This is a genomic window from Roseibium sp. (genome assembly GCF_965232425.1).
GTDB lineage: Bacteria > Pseudomonadota > Alphaproteobacteria > Rhizobiales > Stappiaceae > Roseibium.
In genome coordinates this window covers 5,999,296-6,015,856 of sequence record NZ_OZ246971.1, presented here as the reverse complement: position 1 = coordinate 6,015,856, position 16,561 = coordinate 5,999,296, and the positions used below count along the sequence as shown (strand labels likewise).

The 16,561-nt window shown below is 59.8% G+C and carries 18 protein-coding genes; 8 read left to right on the top strand and 10 right to left on the bottom strand.

The genetic code is table 11. The annotated features are described in order from the left end of the window. The first annotated feature begins 43 nt into the window (after positions 1–43). Positions 44–1,114: an efflux RND transporter periplasmic adaptor subunit gene (locus ACO08A_RS27475; RefSeq protein ID WP_422039026.1), complete on the top strand. Its 1,071-nt coding sequence runs from the start codon at positions 44–46 to the stop codon at positions 1,112–1,114. 33 nt (positions 1,115–1,147) lie between these two features. Beyond that, positions 1,148–4,252 (top strand): efflux RND transporter permease subunit, encoded by a 3,105-nt coding sequence (locus ACO08A_RS27470; RefSeq protein WP_422039025.1) that lies wholly within the window; start codon positions 1,148–1,150, stop codon positions 4,250–4,252. Positions 4,253–4,356: 104 nt separating this feature from the next. On the opposite strand, the gene ACO08A_RS27465 is transcribed toward ACO08A_RS27470, so the two are convergent. Both ACO08A_RS27465 and ACO08A_RS27460 read right to left on the bottom strand, forming a co-directional pair. Next, positions 4,357–4,554: a hypothetical protein gene (locus ACO08A_RS27465; RefSeq protein WP_319387049.1), complete on the bottom strand. Its 198-nt coding sequence runs from the start codon at positions 4,552–4,554 to the stop codon at positions 4,357–4,359. A 35-nt stretch (positions 4,555–4,589) separates the two neighbouring features. Then, complete coding sequence (locus tag ACO08A_RS27460) at positions 4,590–4,775, bottom strand: YdcH family protein (protein WP_421982633.1); 186 nt, start codon at positions 4,773–4,775, stop codon at positions 4,590–4,592. 124 nt (positions 4,776–4,899) lie between these two features. Between ACO08A_RS27460 and ACO08A_RS27455 the strand changes: the two genes are divergently transcribed. The 4 genes from ACO08A_RS27455 (at position 4,900) to ACO08A_RS27440 (ending at position 8,508) form a co-directional block, all read left to right on the top strand. After that, on the top strand, positions 4,900–5,838 hold the full coding sequence (locus ACO08A_RS27455) for a LysR substrate-binding domain-containing protein (RefSeq protein ID WP_421982634.1): 939 nt from the start codon (positions 4,900–4,902) through the stop codon (positions 5,836–5,838). Positions 5,839–5,848: 10 nt separating this feature from the next. Further along, positions 5,849–7,063 carry a trans-sulfuration enzyme family protein gene (locus ACO08A_RS27450; RefSeq protein ID WP_422039024.1) on the top strand — a complete coding sequence of 405 codons (1,215 nt, stop codon included), beginning with the start codon at positions 5,849–5,851 and terminating at the stop codon, positions 7,061–7,063. 131 nt (positions 7,064–7,194) lie between these two features. Beyond that, the gene (locus tag ACO08A_RS27445) at positions 7,195–7,515 is read left to right on the top strand and encodes an antibiotic biosynthesis monooxygenase family protein (protein WP_319387053.1); all 321 of its coding nucleotides are present in this window, start codon (positions 7,195–7,197) and stop codon (positions 7,513–7,515) included. 132 nt (positions 7,516–7,647) lie between these two features. After that, positions 7,648–8,508 carry a GNAT family N-acetyltransferase gene (locus ACO08A_RS27440; RefSeq protein WP_422039023.1) on the top strand — a complete coding sequence of 287 codons (861 nt, stop codon included), beginning with the start codon at positions 7,648–7,650 and terminating at the stop codon, positions 8,506–8,508. Positions 8,509–8,519: 11 nt separating this feature from the next. Here ACO08A_RS27440 and ACO08A_RS27435 read toward each other — a convergent pair whose 3' ends face one another. The 3 genes from ACO08A_RS27435 to ACO08A_RS27425 all read right to left on the bottom strand — a co-directional run bounded on the left by ACO08A_RS27435 (position 8,520) and on the right by ACO08A_RS27425 (position 11,258). Next, a complete protein-coding gene (locus ACO08A_RS27435; protein ID WP_422039022.1) occupies positions 8,520–9,848 on the bottom strand; it encodes a GNAT family N-acetyltransferase in 1,329 nt (442 codons plus the stop codon). A gap of 119 nt (positions 9,849–9,967) precedes the next feature. Beyond that, positions 9,968–10,744, bottom strand: a complete 777-nt coding sequence (locus ACO08A_RS27430) for a glycerophosphodiester phosphodiesterase family protein (protein ID WP_422039021.1) — start codon at positions 10,742–10,744, stop codon at positions 9,968–9,970. 49 nt (positions 10,745–10,793) lie between these two features. Then, positions 10,794–11,258, bottom strand: coding sequence for a RidA family protein (locus ACO08A_RS27425; protein WP_421982639.1), 465 nt, complete (start codon positions 11,256–11,258; stop codon positions 10,794–10,796). 273 nt (positions 11,259–11,531) lie between these two features. Here ACO08A_RS27425 and ACO08A_RS27420 point away from each other — a divergent pair, with 273 nt between their 5' ends. Continuing rightward, complete coding sequence (locus ACO08A_RS27420) at positions 11,532–12,404, top strand: cell envelope integrity EipB family protein (RefSeq protein ID WP_422039020.1); 873 nt, start codon at positions 11,532–11,534, stop codon at positions 12,402–12,404. A gap of 89 nt (positions 12,405–12,493) precedes the next feature. Here ACO08A_RS27420 and ACO08A_RS27415 read toward each other — a convergent pair whose 3' ends face one another. The 3 genes from ACO08A_RS27415 to ACO08A_RS27405 are packed head-to-tail and all read right to left on the bottom strand — an operon-like array spanning position 12,494 to position 14,804. Further along, positions 12,494–13,798, bottom strand: a complete 1,305-nt coding sequence (locus ACO08A_RS27415) for a DNA polymerase IV (RefSeq protein WP_422039018.1) — start codon at positions 13,796–13,798, stop codon at positions 12,494–12,496. A gap of 51 nt (positions 13,799–13,849) precedes the next feature. Beyond that, a complete protein-coding gene (locus ACO08A_RS27410; RefSeq protein ID WP_422039017.1) occupies positions 13,850–14,512 on the bottom strand; it encodes a hypothetical protein in 663 nt (220 codons plus the stop codon). Next, on the bottom strand, positions 14,505–14,804 hold the full coding sequence (locus tag ACO08A_RS27405; RefSeq protein WP_421982643.1) for a DUF3572 domain-containing protein: 300 nt from the start codon (positions 14,802–14,804) through the stop codon (positions 14,505–14,507). The genes ACO08A_RS27410 and ACO08A_RS27405 overlap by 8 nt, the downstream gene beginning before the upstream one ends. 133 nt (positions 14,805–14,937) lie before the next feature. On the opposite strand from ACO08A_RS27405, the gene ACO08A_RS27400 reads away from it, so the two are divergent. Then, positions 14,938–15,309, top strand: coding sequence for a response regulator (locus tag ACO08A_RS27400; RefSeq protein ID WP_421982644.1), 372 nt, complete (start codon positions 14,938–14,940; stop codon positions 15,307–15,309). 519 nt (positions 15,310–15,828) lie between these two features. On the opposite strand, the gene rpmG is transcribed toward ACO08A_RS27400, so the two are convergent. Then, the gene (gene rpmG / locus ACO08A_RS27395; RefSeq protein ID WP_299471361.1) at positions 15,829–15,996 is read right to left on the bottom strand and encodes a 50S ribosomal protein L33; all 168 of its coding nucleotides are present in this window, start codon (positions 15,994–15,996) and stop codon (positions 15,829–15,831) included. A 163-nt stretch (positions 15,997–16,159) separates the two neighbouring features. Next, the gene (locus tag ACO08A_RS27390) at positions 16,160–16,552 is read right to left on the bottom strand and encodes a RidA family protein (RefSeq protein WP_422039016.1); all 393 of its coding nucleotides are present in this window, start codon (positions 16,550–16,552) and stop codon (positions 16,160–16,162) included. Positions 16,553–16,561: the final 9 nt, after the last annotated feature.

Here is a 16,561-nt window from a genome sequence, read left to right as displayed (position 1 = left end):
GGGAAAAGCGGGACGGCAGAGGATGACGGTTCAAAGAGGGAATATGGCCCGCTGGATGGCGGTGCTTGCTGCGGCGTTCGTTCTGGCTGCTTGCCAGGACGATATGCCGGACCCGGTCGCGGAGGCGGAAGCAAAACTGCACGCCGCCCCCAGACCGGCGAAAATCTTCACGGTGACGGACGAGATCGGTCTGATCGAAAGACGTTTCGCCGGGCGCGTTGCAGCCGTCCAGACGGTTGATCTTTCCTTCCAGGTCTCCGGCAAACTGCTCCAGTTGCCGGTGCTGGAAAGCCAGCAGGTTTCGAAGGGCGACGTGATCGCCAAGCTGGATCCGACGGATTATGAACGTGCGGTCCGCGAAGCGACGATCAACGTCGACCAGGCCAGGCGGGAACTGGACCGTCTGGAAACGCTTAAAGAGCGGTCGGTCATTTCGCAGTCGGCCTATGACGAGCAGAAAAACGTGCATGATCTGACCCTGGAACGGCTGGAAGAAGCGCGCCGAAACCTGCAATACACGACCCTGGAAGCTCCGTTCGACGGTATTGTTTCTCTGCGCCTCGTCGACAATTTCACGACGGTCAGCGTGGCAACCCCGATCGTGCGCATGCATGACGTCTCGGAGGTGCAGGTCGACATCAATGTCGCCGAAGCGCTTTTCGGACGCGTGACGGCGTCGGAGGTTTCCTCCATCGAAGCGAAATTCCCGGCATATGGCGAAAAGATCTTCCCGCTCGAATATCGCGAACACTCCAGCCAGGTCGATGAAGTCACCCAGACATACCGGATCACCCTGGCAATGCCGCGCGAAGGTGTCGATCAGCTTTCGCCCGGCATGACGGCGTCCGTCATCGTCAAGCTTGTACCGGAGGGTCTGGAACTCGGGGAGCAGTTGCTCGTGCCGACGGCCTCGGTCGCCGTCGACGGAGAGGGCAACACCTATGTCTGGAAGTTCGCGGATGCGACGGGTGCCGTTTCCAAGCAACCGGTCGAGATCGGCACGATCATGGGTGACTACATTCCCATTCGCTCCGGCATCGAGACGGGAGACGAAATCGTTTCGGCGGGCGTTGCCTATCTCAGCGACGGCCAGATCGTGCGCCGTCTTCGCTGACAAGAGCCGTAACTAGTCAAGGGATCATGGATCGTGGATATCGCACGCTACTCCATCGAGAAGCCGGTCAACACATGGATGATCGTGCTGATCGCACTTCTTGGCGGTCTTTGGGGGCTTACCTCGGTCGGCCGCCTCGAAGATCCGGCCTTCACGATCAAGGAAGCGCAGGTCATCACCGCGTATCCCGGGGCAACGGCCGCCGAGGTTGAGAACGAGGTCACGGAGATCCTCGAAACCGCGATACAGCAGATGCCGCAGCTTGATGAAATCAGGTCGGTTTCAGAACCCGGTCTGTCGAGGATCAGCGTGGAGATCAAGCCGACCTACGACGGCGGCGAGCTGCCGCAGGTTTGGGACGAATTGCGCCGCAAGGTCGGCGACGAACAGCGAAACCTGCCCGCGGGAGCAAGAACACCGCTCGTCTATGACAGTTTCGGCGACGTATTCGGCCTCTTTTACGCGTTCACGGCCGATGGGTACACAAATCGCGACATACGCGACACGGTGAAACGGATCCGCCGGGAACTGCTTGCCGTGCCGGGGGTCGGCAAGGTGGAGGTTGACGGCGAGCCCGAGGATGTCATCTACCTCGATGTCGACCAGGACAAGATGGCCGGTCTCGGCATATCCATGACCGATATTGTCGGCGTTCTGGACGCCGAAAACAGGATCCAGTCGAATGGCTCCGCCGTATCCGGACAATCCCGCATCCGCTTGATGACCCCATCCGCGTTTGAGGATTTCAGCGGAATACAGGACCTCATTGTCGGCCGGCCGGGCTCGACGGCAATGATCCGCCTGTCGGACATTTCCACGCTGGAACTGGGTGAACCGGAACGTCCGCGCAAACTGATCCGCCACGATGGCCGCCGCGCGGTCACGATCGGGGTCTCCCAGGTCGACGGGACCAACATCGTCGACGTCGGTGACCGGGTCGTTGACAAGCTGGCGGAGATCGAGGCGTTGCTGCCCGTCGGCATGCAGATCCATCCGATCTACGAACAGAACATTGTCGTCGACGCTTCCGTCAACGGCTTCATTCTCAATCTGGCCGCGTCCGTCGTCATCGTGATCGGAGTTCTTGCACTCTTCATGGGCTGGCGCGCGGCGGTTGTTGTCGGAACCGTTCTGCTGCTGACGGTCATGGCAACCGTCCTGTTCATGCGGATCTTCAACATCGAGATGGAACGCATTTCGCTCGGCGCGCTGATCATTGCCATGGGCATGCTCGTGGACAACGCGATCGTCGTTGCCGAGGGCATGATGATCAACATGCAGCGTGGGCAAAGGGCGATCGAGGCGGCAAGCCGCGTCGTCAGGCAGACGATGTGGCCGCTCCTTGGGGCGACCGTGATCGGCATCATGGCCTTTTCGGGGATCGGATTGTCACCGGATGCAACGGGCGAATTCCTGTTCTCACTGTTTGCGGTGATCGCAATTTCGCTGCTGCTGTCCTGGGTCTTTGCTGTCACGGTAACGCCTCTGTTCGGGAAGTATTTCTTCCGCACGGCGGAAGGCAATTTAGACGATCACGATCCCTACAAAGGCATCCTTTATGCCATCTATCGCGGCTTTCTGGTGGGGGCGCTGCATGTAAGGCTGCTCTCCGTGCTGGCGCTTGTCGGCATAACGGTCGCCTGTGTCATGGCGTTCGGCAATGTGAAACAGGCCTTCTTTCCCGATAGCAACACGCCGATCTTCTATGTGCATTACTGGTCTCCCCAGGGCACGGACATCAGGGCGACGGAGGCCGATCTGGCGGAGATGGAGAAGGTCATCCTTGCGGACGAGCGCGTGGAAGCCGTGACCAGTTTCGCAGGCGGCGGCGCGACCCGGTTCATGCTCACCTATGCACCGGAAGACGCCAATCCTGCCTATGGCCACATGCTGATCCGTACGAAAAACCGCGACGATATCGATCTGCTCGCGCTGGAGCTTCGCTCGAAATTCGGCGAGCGTTTTCCATCGGCGCAGATCATCACCAAGCGTCTCGTCTTCGGGCCGGGTGGCGGCGCGAAGATTGAGGCACGGTTTTCCGGGCCGGACGCCAATGTTCTCAAACGCCTCGGCGACGAAGCCCAGGCCATCTTCTCCCTTCCGGAGAACCGGCTGGCCGATGTCAACACCGACTGGAGGCAGCGGGAACTGGTCGTTCGTCCCGTGTTCGAGGAAGACAGGGCGAGGATTTCAGGCGTCACCCGCGAAGAACTGTCGCTGTCGCTGCAATTCGCTACGGAAGGCGTGCAGGTCGGCTCCTATCGCGATGTGGACGAGAGCATTCCGATCGTCGCCCGCAAGGCCGGACCGGAAGGGATTTCGGTCAACGAAAGCGTCTCCGACTCGCTTGTCTGGAGCACGGGGCAGCGCCGCTACGTTCCGATCGACCAGGTGGTGAGCCGGTTCGTCATGGAGCCGCAGGACACGCTGATCCATCGGCGCGACCGCGTCCGCACGCTGACCGTCAAGGCGGAGACAACGGCAGGTGAGACGGCCTCTGCGGCGCTCGCGAGAGTCCGGCCGCAAATCGAGGCGATGGCGCTGCCGCCCGGCTACGCACTTGTATGGGGCGGGGAATACGAAAGCACGAATGATGCGCAGGCGTCTCTCGGAGCCCAGTTGCCGCTCGGTTTCCTGGTGATGCTGATCATTTCGATCCTGCTTTTCGGATCGATCCGGCAACCGCTGATCATCTGGCTGATGGTGCCGATGTCGATCAATGGCGTCGCGATTGCCCTTCTTGCAACGGATACGCCGTTCGGCTTCATGTCCTTGCTCGGGTTCCTGTCACTTTCCGGCATGCTGATCAAGAACGCGATCGTGCTTCTGGAGGAAATCGACAGGCTGATCGGGGAAGGCAGCGAGAAATACGATGCCATCGTGACCGCCAGCGTGTCCCGTATGCGTCCGGTGATGCTTGCGGCGATCACGACGATCCTGGGCATGGCACCGCTACTGTCGGATGCGTTTTTCCGGGGCATGGCGGTGACGATCATGGGCGGGCTGGCCTTCGCGACCGTTCTTACCCTGATCGCCGCACCGGTTCTCTACGCCCTGTTTTTCAGGGTTCGGCCTCCCGCGAAAGCCGGGAAAGGCGAGGAGGTGACCGACGCCGCGGCCGCCTTGCCGGCGGAGTGACCACCGTCACCAAAAGAAAACCCGCCCGCGGGGCCTGCGCGGACGGGTTGATCCAGCTGCTGTGGCATTGCCGGTTTCAGAAGGTTGAAAACCGGACTGGTCTCTCAGTCGGACGCCATCTCACGCTGGACGGTCGACTTTGCGACCTTGATATTGTCGAGCACCTTGGGGCAGCTGGTGCTCGACGCCTGCTTTTCCGACAGGAAGGACGACATGCGTGCTTCCAGGTCTTGCAGCCTTGTTCGGCGGGTGAACTTCGGTTGCATGGCAGGCAGGGCCATAAATGGCCAGAACGGGTTCATGACAGTTTCCTTTCGCGGGCACGTTCGGGTGCGATTCAGTAAGCCAACTGATTTGCGTTCAGGCTTGTTTCAATCCTGGTGATCTCGTCACGCAAACGAAGCTTGAATTTCTTCAAGGACCGAATGTGCTGCGCGTCGGGGTAGGGATGTAGCTCCTCACGGCGGATCAAGGAATCCAGCGTGTTGTGCTGGCTGCGCAAGGATTTTAAACGGTTGTACATCGCCTACCTCCACGTTGTTGGCTGTTGCTGTGTTGACAACCATGATATGGGGTGATTTCGACATAGAAGAAATACATTGTTTGTATTAATGTGATAGAAGAAAGCTATCACCAAGGGGAGAACGATGCATTTCCGGCCGTCACCGCGTCAACTGGACTATTTCATCGCGCTTGCCGAAACGCTTCACTTCGGCAAGGCGGCTGAAAAATGCCATGTATCCCAGCCGACTTTGTCTTCACAATTCAAGCTCTTGGAAGAAAGTCTCGGATGCGGCCTGCTGGAACGCGGCGGCGGCGACATCAGCCTCACAGCCGCCGGTGAGCGGCTGTTGCCGCTTGCGCGTCAGGCTCTTGAGAGTTTGGACGAAATTGTGGCGGTGGCGCAGGCCGGCCGGGCAAATCTGGGCGGTTTGATCCGGTTGGGAGTTTCGCCCACATTCGGGCCATATTTCATGCCGTACCTGCTGCCGATTCTGAAGGAGAATTTCCCGGATCTGGAGCTTTATATCCGCGAGGACCGGCCCAACTTGCTGGAGGAAGGTCTGGCTGCGGGTGCTCTGGATTGCATCATCACGCCGGATTTCACGCCGACGGGGCAACTGACAGAACGTGTGATCTGCTTTGAAAGCGTTTCACTTGCCGTACCAAGGACGCATCCGCTTTCCGGTCTGGACGCGGTGCCGGTGTCGCTGCTGAAAGGCGAGAAGCTTCTGTCCCTGGGGCAAGGCTTTCGGCTGCACAATGACGTTCAGGCGCTGGCACGGGCGGCTGGTGCCGACTTCCTTCAGGACTACGAAGGCACCAGTCTCGACGCGCTTCGCCAGATGGCTTCGATCGGCATGGGGCTGGCGCTCTTCCCCGCCGCCTACATCGCCTCGGAGTTTCCGAAGGAACAGAACCTGCTTCTGAAACCGGTCGAAGGCATCGCCATGCAGCGTGTCATGTATCTTGTTTGGCGCAACGGCAGTTCGCGTGCGGCGCACTACGAAAAACTGCTGTCGCTCGCACAGGAGGCCGTTATGAGTATGGCGGCAGAGGGTGTTGAGCCTGCCGAGGCGGCATAGGGAGACTGGCGTGAAACCAACCAACAGGAAGCACGGTCCGATGACCACCGCCATTCACGGCGGCGAAACGCCGGACCCGACCACCGGTGCGTCCGCGCCGCCCATTCACATGAGTTCCACCTTCGTGAGCGAGGACGTGGCCGGCTTTTCGGCTCATGACCTTGAGGACGGCGGCGACGGGTTCATCTATTCGCGGTGGGGCAACCCGACGGTTTCGTTGCTCGAACAGAAGATCGCCGCACTGCAGGGGGCGGAAGACTGTCTCTGCCTGGCGTCGGGCATGGCGGCAGCGACCGCGATTTTCCTCACGTTCCTGTCGGCTGGCGACCATGTTGTCGTCTCCGACGTGTCATATGCGGGTGTTGCAGAACTCGCGCGGGAAACGCTGCCGCGCCTCGGCATTGAGGTAACGCTGGTGGACATGTCGGACCTGGATGCGGTCAACGCCGCGATCCGGCCGACCACCAGGCTCGTTCACACCGAAACGCCGGTCAATCCGATCATGAGGCTGACGGATCTGAAAGCGGTTTCCGCGCTCGTGCACGCCGCCGGTGCGCTGCACAGCTGCGACGCCACGTTCGCGTCGCCGCTCGGCATGGACGCTGCAGGCCTTGGGGTCGACCTGGTGATGCATTCGATCACCAAATATATCGGCGGCCATGGCGATGCCGTCGGCGGTGCCGTTGCCGGGCGGGCAGACCTGATCGCCGCCATGCGAAAGGAAGCTGCGATACATCATGGCGGCGTCCTGTCGCCGTTCAATGCATGGCTGATCGCAAGGGGCGCGGCGACGCTTCCGCTGCGCATGAGAGCTCACCAGGATGGTGCGGCGGCGGTCGCACGGTGGCTGGAAACGCATCCCGCCGTGACACGGGTGATGTATCCCGGATTGCCATCGCACCCGCAGCATGATCTTGCGGCACGCCAGATGACGAATTTCTCCGGCATGATGTCCTTCCAAGTCGGTTCCGCCGAAAACGGCCGGGCGTTTGCGCGCCGGATGATCGACCGCCTGGAAGTCATTCATTACGCGGTCTCGCTCGGTCATCATCGCTCGCTGATTTTCTGGATGGAAACCGCTCCGCTGATGGAGACCTCCTTCCGCCTCGAGGGCAAACAGCTGAAATCCTACGAGGATTATGCCGGTGAGGGGATCTTTCGCCTGTCCGTGGGACTTGAGGACGCCGAAGACCTGATCGCGGATCTGGAAGCCGCGCTTGATTAGCGAAGCATGCGGACTGCGCGCAAACAAATGCAAGTTGCCGCATTCCGCTTTTCGTGCCAGCATTTCAGATCAGGTTGTACCCTCGTGATCCAGGTTTATGGGAGTGTGACCCGGGGCAGAGGAGGAGAGCGATGCCTGAGATTTCCAGCGACAGCGATTGTCAGACCGTGATCACAACATTCGAGATGACACCGGGAACCTGTTTCGACCTCCTGGATGAACTCAAGGACGCGTATCAGAACTTCATCCGGCATCAGCCCGGCTTCATCGGCGCCGGGCTTCACGTCAACGATGCCCAGACCCGCATTGCAAATTATTCGCAGTGGCGCAGGCGGGAGGACTTCCTCGCCATGCTGCGGACACCGGAAATGCGCGAGCGGAACAGGCGCATCCACGCGCTGTGCAAGAGCTTCGAACCCGTCATGTACGATGTCGCGGAGAGTTTCAACTGACGGGGCGCCTGCCGGATCTTGCCAGCGACCCGTGAGGTGCGGCACCGGCGGACAGCGAAGGCCTGCGCGCCAAGTTGTCTTTGTCGCGTATAGGCTGTTCGTCCGTTGATCGAGCGGTCCACAAGGAAATCCATGTCCTATCAGATAACAGATTGCAGCGCCTTGCACGCCGCGCAGCTTTGCGCCGCGATGAATGCGGCCTTTTCAGACTATGTTGTGCCCTTGTCTCTCACGGTTGACAGGTTCAAGGAGTTTCAGCGGCAGCGCGGCTTCTCGCCCGAACACTCCTTCGCCGCGATGCAGGGAGACGAGATTGCCGGGTTCTGGTTCTCAAGTCAGCCCTTGTCCGCCTATGAGAACCGCGCTTACACCCTGTCCGTCGGGACCGTTCCGGCGCATCGCCGCAAGGGCCTGTCGCGCGGCTTGCTGCAAAGGGTGATCGCGCGGCAGAAGGCGGATGGCGGCAGCGGGCTTCAACTGGAGGTGATCACCTCCAACGACAAGGCGGTGAACGCCTATGAAGACTTCGGCTTCAAGGCATGCCGGACATTGCGCGTTTGCGGAACATCCGGTCCGCGCCCGGCCCGAACCGGGCATCCTGATTTCACCCTTGAGACGATGTCAATCGACCATCTTCCCGAAGACGAAAGCGCCTTTTTCGACACGCGGCCGACGCCGCAGAACGGACGGGCAGCGCTGCGTGCGCTGTGTGAAAAGACCTGCGTGCTTGGCGTTCAGGTTGAGGGCAGTCTTGTCGGCTGGGGCGCGTCCTACCTGGATGGATCCGTTGCCCAGATCGCCGTTCACCGGGACTATCGGCGGCGGGGCATCGGGCGTGCACTGGTGGAAGGGCTCTGGAACGCGACCGCAGCGGAGCATCTCACATTCGTCAATATCGATGTCTCGGCGGAAACGGTAAACGCCTTTCTTGACCGGAGCGGGGTAAAGGATCGTATCCATCAGTCAGAGATGCATCTCGCCTTCGAAGACTGAACCGGCTCGGCTCATTCGCCTTTCTTGAACGGGGCATGCTCGGCGAGGGCTTCGTTTTCACGTTCCACGGCGAAGCGTTCCTGCTCCAGATAGTCGGCGACGGCCTGATGAAGGCCTTCATGGGCAATCCAGTGCGCCGAGTAGGTCGTGGTCGGAAGATAGCCGCGGGCAAGCTTGTGCGAACCCTGTGCGCCCGCTTCCACCCGCTGCAGTCCCCTTGAGATGGCAAAGTCGATGGCCTGGTAGTAGCAGAGCTCGAAATGCAGGAAGGGGTGGTGCTCGCAGCAGCCCCAGTGCCGCCCGAACAGGGTTTCCGAACCGATGAAGTTCAGCGCACCCGCCACATAGCGTCCGTCCCGTTTCGCCAGCACCAGAAGCGTTTGTTCGGCGAGCCGTTCGTTGATCAGCGAAAAGAACTTCCGGTTGAGATAGGGGCGGCCCCACTTGCGGGATCCGGTATCCATGTAAAACCCGTAAAAGGCGTCCCAGTGGGCTTCTGTCAGGTCCGGACCGGTGACCCACTCGACCTCAATCCCCTCGGCGCTCAGGGCTGCGCGCCGCTCCTTCTTGATCGCCTTGCGCTTGCGCGAGGCAAGATCGGCCAGAAAGCCGTCGAAGCTCTCATACCCGTTGTTTTCCCAGTGGAACTGCTGGTCGGTGCGCTGCAGGTAACCCAGGTCGCCAAGTCCGTCCCACTCCGGCTTGGTCAGGAAAGTGGCGTGTACCGAAGACGCACCGCTTCTCTGGCATACCTGAACGAGACCGGCCGCAAGGGCCTGAAGACCGGCTTCCCGGTTGATCCCCGGACCGACCAGGAACCGGCGGCCCGTGGCCGGCGTGAACGGCACCGAGATCTGTAGTTTGGGGTAATATTCGCCTCCGGCACGGTAGAACGCATCCGCCCAGCTGTGGTCGAAGACATATTCTCCCTGGGAGTGGCTCTTCAGATAGGCCGGAACGGCACCCAGCACGTTGCCGCCGGTGTCTTCAAGCAGCATGTGGCGCGGCAGCCAACCGGTGGCATTCGTGGCGCAGCCAGCGGCCTCCAAAGCTTCGAGAAAAGCATGAGAAAGAAACGGGTTATAGGACGTTTGTTCATGTTCTGCATCAAGAACGCCCAATGCGTCCGCCAGGTCGGAACCCTGAAGCGCCGCTGGTGCTGCGGTGCTCTCGTCCCGCGCAAGTTTTCCAGCGCCATCCAGGACCCAGCCGGGATTGGCAACTGCGTCCCATTTGTCGGCGGACACATCCTTCAGGGAGGACAGGATCCGCAATGAAATTGTCTGTCCGTCGGCGGGAGCGTCCGGATCCTGCTTTTCCTTAGAAGGGGAAGAACTCATGCGTCAAAAGCATCCAAAATTGGGGCCACCGTTGAAATGTAGCGCTATCGTTTTGCATCGCAAGAGGGATCTGGCTGACGCCGTCCGGGAAACAGGCAGTTGGCTTCGGAAACCAGCCGTCACGCGGAGCGGGGCTCGGCGTCCGGATCAAAGCCTTCAAAAACGATCTGGTCCGCATACCTGTCCGCGCGCAGGCGCTGTTCGCGCGTTCGCACCGTCCAGGTCATCAGGGGGACCTTGAAAACGGATCGCAGCAGGCTCGGTCCCGCCTTGGGCAGATCGTTGATGCCGTAGGAGATGAAGTGGGGGCGCGTGCGCGGCGCGTGCAGGAGGTGCCGCAGGATGAAGCGGTCGGTACGCGAATAGCGCGCATAGTCCGGCCCCGGTTCCGCCCCGTCCGCAACAATGCCCCGCAGGACCGCGGCGTTCTGGCTCCGGGCGATGGACAGCATGTCGGGGTCGAAGGATTTCAGGCAAACCGGACCCCGGTAAGCCGCGATCTGATCGGTCACGCTACGCACGAAATCTCCTTGCGCGTCGCGCCGCATCAGCGACTTGATCTCGATGACGAGCGGAACCTTGCCGTCCACGAGATCGAACAGATCCTGAAGCAGCCACAATTTGTCCGTGCCGGTTCTCATGTGGATCCCGACCAGGTCTTCGGCCGCAAAATCGATGACTTTTCCCGTTCCTTCCGCGAGCCGGTCAAGCGTGTAGTCATGAAAGACCAGCGCCTTGCCGTCGGCGGTCTCCTGAACATCGACTTCGATCGCGAGATTGTGCTCGACAGCGCGGCTAATGGCGCTCGGCGTGTTCTCGATGATGCCGTTGTCGGCATCGTGAAAACCGCGATGTGCGATCGGCCGGGCAAAGATTGCCTGAAGGTCGGTGGACATGGAGAGAGAATCCGGAACTGTCCCGGCGGGTGACCCGCCGGCGAATGCGTCAGTCTTCGATTTCGAAGATGGCTTCGATCTCGACGGCCGCGCCGAAGGGCAGGGACGCTGCGCTGACTGCCGAGCGGGCGTGCCGGCCTGCATCACCCATGGCGTCGACCAGGAAATCGGACGCCCCGTTGATGACCTGCGGCTGATCCGTGAATTCGGCAGTCGAGTTGACGAAGCCGACGATCTTCACCAGCCGGACGACCTTGTCGAGGTTGCCGGTCGCGGCCTTTGCCTGGGCAAGCAGATTGATGGCACAGGTTTTGGCGGCCGCTTTGCCATCCTCGACGGAAACATCGCCGCCGAGCTTGCCCGTAAAGGCGATCTTGCCGGCGTCCATGGGCAGCTGACCGGAGATGAACAGCTGGTTGCCCGTCCGGACGTAGGGCACATAGTTGGCAGCAGGCGCGGCGGCATCCGGCAAGGAAATTCCGAGGTCCGTCAAACGGGTTTCGATTGCACTCATGTCATGGCTCCAGCTGGCATCAATTTTCGGTGTCTTGGCGCAATTTCCCGGGTGTGACAAGGCCAAAGTATCCGAGGTCCGAAATAAGTCGCAGTCGGGGTGGCTGATCGCTGACGGGCGGGTCGCTCAATCGCCGGAATTATGAAATAAGTCACCCTGAGTGGATTTTCGGGGCACCGTCTCACATTCGCTGTGGCGCACGTTCCCGATAACCGCATAATACCGGAAGAGTTCCGATGAAGAATACGTCGGAGCGGCACAAAGGAATAACACATGCAGCGCGTTCTCATGAATGGATCAGTGGCCGGCGCCTTTTTTGCCACGGCGGCAATCGCCGGCGTTTTTTCATGGGAAGCCAGTGGCGCGACTGCCGGCGGAAAGGGCGGATACAAGCTCGTGCCGCACCGTGCGGTCTACGATATGAAACTTGGTGAAAAGGAAGACAACTCCGGCATCGCCGGGCTTGCCGGCCGGATGGTCTACGAGTTCTCCGGCAACGCCTGTGATGGATACAGCGTCAATTTCCGGTTCGTGACCCGGTTTCAGAACACGGACGGCGGTTCCCAGGTGACGGACCTGCAGACCACGAGCTTCGAGGAGCCGCAGGCGGAGAGCTACCAGTTCCTGTCCAAGACCTATGTCGACCAGGAGCTTGTCGAGGAATCGCGCGGAACCGCGAAGGCAGGCGCTGAAGCAAAGACCGTCGAGTTGAAGGAACCTTCGGAAAAATCATTGAAAATCAACCCGGAAGTGATGTTTCCGACCGAACATCTGCTAAAGATCCTGGATTCGGCCGAAAGCGGTGTCTCGTTCATCGCGGCCGACATCTACGACGGGGCGGAGACCGGAGAGAAGGTCTATTCCACGACCACCGTGATCGGTGCGAAGGCCCCAAGCCAGGTCGAGGCGGGGCCCGAAAATCCGGATGCGTCGCTGGCCGGATTGCACTATTGGCCGGTCACCGTTGCCTATTTCGATCCGACCGATGAAGACGCGACGGGAGAACTGACACCCGTCTATCAGCTGTCCTTCTGGCTCTACCAGAACGGTGTGAGCGGTCACCTGACACTTGATTACGGCGACTTTACCATCAAGGGCAAGATGGCTGCGCTTGAGCTTTACGACGAGAGCGACTGCAACCGCTGACCGTTCCGGGTGAACGGACAGGAACATGAGGCGACCAGGGTACGGACCCATAACTGAAGCCGATTTGGCGGCAGAAATGGGTCCGTACCCTAGCTCTTCCTGGGCTTGTCCGTTGACCGGGCCGCCAGGGTCAGTCCCAGTTCGACAGCGGAGTTCCCGAACTTGTCGCGCAACTTGTCGACGGCCAGTTCGGCGTTCTTGCGCCGTTCCGCCGACTGGTCGAGAAGATCTTCCGGATCGGCACGATCCGCGGATTCAAGGTCGCTGACACCAATTCCGATCAGACGGAAGCGCCTGCCATCCGTCTCGTTTTCCAGCAATGCATCGCCTGCGGCGTAAATCTTGTCGGCGAGTTGTGTCGGGTCGGCGAAGTGACGTGCCCGCGTGATCGTCTTGAAATCGGCGGTCTTGAGCTTGAGCGTAACGCCGCGTCCGGCCAGGTCGGATTTCTTGAGCCTCGCCGAAACCTTTTCCGACAGGTTTCGAAGGATCGGGCGGAGCGTTTCGAGGCTGGAGATATCGGTCCGGAACGTTGTTTCCGAAGACACGCTCTTGGCACCGCGCTGCGGCTTGACCGTCCGGTCGTCCGTGCCTTGCGAAAGCGTTGCAAGCCTGAGCCCGATGGTCCCGTAACGGCGCGCCAGATCTGCCGCTTCCATGGTCTGCAACTGGCCGATCGTCCTGATGCCGTCTTTTTCCAGCTTCTTTTGAAAGACCTTGCCCACACCCCAGATACGGCCGACCGGCATTCCGGCCAGCACCGTTTTGGCTTCGGCGGCGCCGATGACGGAGAAGCCTCTCGGCTTTTCGAGGTCCGACGCAAGCTTCGCCAGGAACTTGTTCGGCGCGAGGCCGACCGATGCTGAAATCCCGATGTCGGCTTCAATGCCCCGGATGAATTTGGCGAGCGTTTCTGCAGGCGTTGCCTGATGCAGCCGTTCGGTCCCGGTCAGGTCCAGGAACGCCTCGTCGATCGAGAGCGGCTCGACGAGCGGGGTGAGGGCGCGCATCCGTTCCCGGATGTCCTTGCCGGCCCTTGAATATTTTTCCATGTCCGGCTTGATGACCACGGCGTCCGGACAGGCTTCAAGCGCCTTGAACATGGGCATGGCCGAACGGACCCCATAGATGCGGGCGATGTAGCAGCAGGTCGAAACGACACCGCGTTGTCCGCCGCCGACGATGACAGGAACGTCCTGGAGCTCGGGATTGTCGCGTTTCTCGATGGAAGCGTAAAATGCATCGCAGTCGATATGCGCGATGGAAAGCCGGTCCAGCTCGGCATGCGTGACCAGCCGCGGACTTCCGCAACCCGGACAGCGTGACGCCGTCGCCGGTGGCCTGTGGCCGCAGTCCCGGCAGAGCGCTTTGTCGATTTTCAGATCTTCAGACACCAAAATGCGCCGCTTCTGGGAAAGGACCGTTGTCCTTTGTTGCTTCTGACGTCAGAGGATAGACCGAATGTAGGCAGCCGTCTCCTGCCAGTCTCCCGTGAGCAGGTCAATGTGGGTCTCGGGCTCAATCGCTGCAAGAAACCTTTGATCCGCTATGAACTGGATCTGCACGGATGACGGAAGCGAAGCCTGGACCGACGAATGGTTTGTCGGGCTGTCGTCGATGAAAACAACGGGCCCGGACCGGTTCGCCGCCAGCGCGGCCACCGCGCCTCCCTTCGGACCGGAATTCGTTACCACGGGGAAGGGGATGCCCAGACTGGCCAGCAGTTTCTCGCGCGCTGGCTTGTTGTGGCTGCCGGGAAGATTTGTCAGCAAGACGATGTCCCAGGTGTCGGACAGGGCGCCCAGGGCCCGGTCAGCACCGTCAACCAGATCCTGTGCGTGGCTGATCTCGTCGAAAAACGCCAGCAGATGACGTCTGACCTCGTCTGCAGACAGCACGCCCCGGTCCGCCGCACGTCCGATATTGCCCGTCAGTCTGTATTCGTATTGCAGGAACATCAGATCGCGGTCGTTCAGATAGTCCTCAAGATGCCGGATCAGGTGAAGGATGACTTCGTCGACATCGCAGATGATCAGCTTGTTGCCGGAGGCAGGAAGAGCCCTGATCTGGTCGAGAACATCGGGCAGGACGGGCGTCGGTTCAGGCATCTTCACCGGACCCGCCGGCCAGGGCGTAACGCGCAGCCGCCATCATGGTCGGCCGCACGCCTGCGTTTTCGCAGAACGCCAGCAACAGCGGCTCGTCCATCATGTAGAACTCCAGCACGCCCGCCAGAAATCCCGGTTCGCTGGCCGCAGCTCGAATCATCTCCGGCCCGATACCTGAAAACGCAAGAAATCGGCCGATCTGTTCAGGGTCACGGCTCAGCTGGAGCAGAGCTTCCGTTGCAATTCCTTGAGCTTCTTCAACGGATAATGACTTGCCCTGTGTATATTTCATTGTGTTTTTTTGCCTTTCTGAAACGATTCCGGGTTACAACAAATCTAATGCGGACGGAGGCAGGGTTCTACCGCAGACTGGAAATGGGTCGAGAAATGGGACCGGCCGCGCGCCGGGCGAAGGGCCGAACTGAATGGCAAAAACCGTATTGATCGTGGAAGACAACGAGCTGAACATGAAGCTGTTTCATGATCTGCTGGAAGCGCACGGCTACAATACGCTTCAGACCCGGACCGGAATAGAAGCGTTGCAGCTGGCTCGCGATCATCACCCCGATCTGATCCTGATGGACATTCAGTTGCCGGAAGTGTCCGGTCTGGAAGTCACCAAGTGGATCAAGGAAGATGAGACGATTTCCGCCATCCCGGTGATCGCGGTGACAGCTTTTGCGATGAAGGGCGACGAGGAGCGCATCCGTCAGGGCGGTTGCGAGGCTTACATTTCGAAGCCGATCTCCGTGGCCAGGTTTCTGGAGACCGTACGCGCCTATCTCGGCGAGGACTGAGCCCGCACAATTTAACGGTTTCCCGGCAAAGAACCCGTCCCGGAATTGCGATGGCGCCGAGCCGCTTTCACAAGTGTTCGTGAATGCAGTCTTTCGAATCGGTTACCCGTTTTCACGTTAAGGTTACGAATTTACTAAAAAGACATTGTTTCTGTGCATATTTCGCGGAATTTATTGCATTCGAGGTTTTATGGAGTAGTGTGACGGCAGGTCTTGGTGATCCTCGACCGCGCCATCAACGTTAGACCTTGGTCAACAAAAACGTTTGGCAACAGTTTCCCCTCGGAGTGCTCAGGTCCGCCGCATCTCCTGGGTCCGTGGGGCAGGTCGGTTGGGAACCGGCCGAAGAGTGGCCTCCTCGAATGCCGTGTTCCCACCGACCACTAATTCCTCAAACCAGCGTGATATCCGTGTCTCAGAGCTTAGCCGGCGCTGATGCTTGGGGTATTTTTAGATCCGTTTTTCAACAAAAAACCCGCCGATCCGGCGGGTCATTGTTCATCCGGCTAAGAACCGGACTTACTTGATCTTGGCTTCCTTGAACTCGACGTGCTTCTTGGCAACCGGGTCGTACTTCTTCTTGACCATCTTTTCGGTCATCGTGCGCGAGTTTTTCTTCGTGACATAGAAGAAACCGGTGTCCGCCGTGGACACAAGCTTGATTTTGATTGTTGTCGCCTTGGCCATGGCCTTGGATCCTGTTCTCGTGTGTCGGGCATAGGGTTCTTGTGGCCAGATTGGCTGGCGGTTAATCTACCCCAATGTCTGAAATCAGCGCGCAAACTACCCATCGGGGCGTGAAAGTCAAGCGCTGCCTGCAGTGCGACCGGGTTTTGAAGAAAAAATCCGTCTATTTCGTCCGGCAGGCAATGACCCGGATTTCAACGATCGCGTCTTCGTGCACAAACCCGGACACTTCGATCGCGGTCCAGGCAGGATAGGGGGGGCGGACAAACTCGGAACGTACGTCCTTGAAAAGCTGCAGATGCTCGCGGAGCCCGACGTGGTAGCTGGTCATCTCGACAACCGCGCCGAAGTCCAGGCCGGCCTCGGTAAGCACGCGCTCTACCTTACCGAACGCGTTTCTCATCTGCGCTTCCGGATCGCTTGCCATGTGCCCGGAAGGATCGGCACCGGTGAAACCCGTCAGAAAGACAAAATCACCGCATGCAAGACCGGGCGACATCTTCCAGTCGTCATGGTAGGTCTGCATGTCGCCGGGAATAATGGCCGTTTTGTCCATCAGTACCTG

What these genes read in the sequence shown, in the direction of transcription:
- ACO08A_RS27390 (WP_422039016.1), bottom strand. Translation starts at nt 16,552, where the DNA reads ATGGACAAAACGGCCATTATTCCCGGCGACATGCAGACCTACCATGAC.
- ACO08A_RS27430 (WP_422039021.1), bottom strand. Translation starts at nt 10,744, where the DNA reads ATGTCCACCGACCTTCAGGCAATCTTTGCCCGGCCGATCGCACATCGC.
- ACO08A_RS27435 (WP_422039022.1), bottom strand. Translation starts at nt 9,848, where the DNA reads ATGAGTTCTTCCCCTTCTAAGGAAAAGCAGGATCCGGACGCTCCCGCC.
- ACO08A_RS27410 (WP_422039017.1), bottom strand. Translation starts at nt 14,512, where the DNA reads ATGCCTGAACCGACGCCCGTCCTGCCCGATGTTCTCGACCAGATCAGG.
- ACO08A_RS27405 (WP_421982643.1), bottom strand. Translation starts at nt 14,804, where the DNA reads ATGAAATATACACAGGGCAAGTCATTATCCGTTGAAGAAGCTCAAGGA.
- ACO08A_RS27460 (WP_421982633.1), bottom strand. Translation starts at nt 4,775, where the DNA reads ATGTACAACCGTTTAAAATCCTTGCGCAGCCAGCACAACACGCTGGAT.
- ACO08A_RS27475 (WP_422039026.1), top strand. Translation starts at nt 44, where the DNA reads ATGGCCCGCTGGATGGCGGTGCTTGCTGCGGCGTTCGTTCTGGCTGCT.
- ACO08A_RS27465 (WP_319387049.1), bottom strand. Translation starts at nt 4,554, where the DNA reads ATGAACCCGTTCTGGCCATTTATGGCCCTGCCTGCCATGCAACCGAAG.
- ACO08A_RS27400 (WP_421982644.1), top strand. Translation starts at nt 14,938, where the DNA reads ATGGCAAAAACCGTATTGATCGTGGAAGACAACGAGCTGAACATGAAG.
- ACO08A_RS27445 (WP_319387053.1), top strand. Translation starts at nt 7,195, where the DNA reads ATGCCTGAGATTTCCAGCGACAGCGATTGTCAGACCGTGATCACAACA.
- ACO08A_RS27455 (WP_421982634.1), top strand. Translation starts at nt 4,900, where the DNA reads ATGCATTTCCGGCCGTCACCGCGTCAACTGGACTATTTCATCGCGCTT.
- rpmG (WP_299471361.1), bottom strand. Translation starts at nt 15,996, where the DNA reads ATGGCCAAGGCGACAACAATCAAAATCAAGCTTGTGTCCACGGCGGAC.
- ACO08A_RS27420 (WP_422039020.1), top strand. Translation starts at nt 11,532, where the DNA reads ATGCAGCGCGTTCTCATGAATGGATCAGTGGCCGGCGCCTTTTTTGCC.
- ACO08A_RS27425 (WP_421982639.1), bottom strand. Translation starts at nt 11,258, where the DNA reads ATGAGTGCAATCGAAACCCGTTTGACGGACCTCGGAATTTCCTTGCCG.
- ACO08A_RS27440 (WP_422039023.1), top strand. Translation starts at nt 7,648, where the DNA reads ATGTCCTATCAGATAACAGATTGCAGCGCCTTGCACGCCGCGCAGCTT.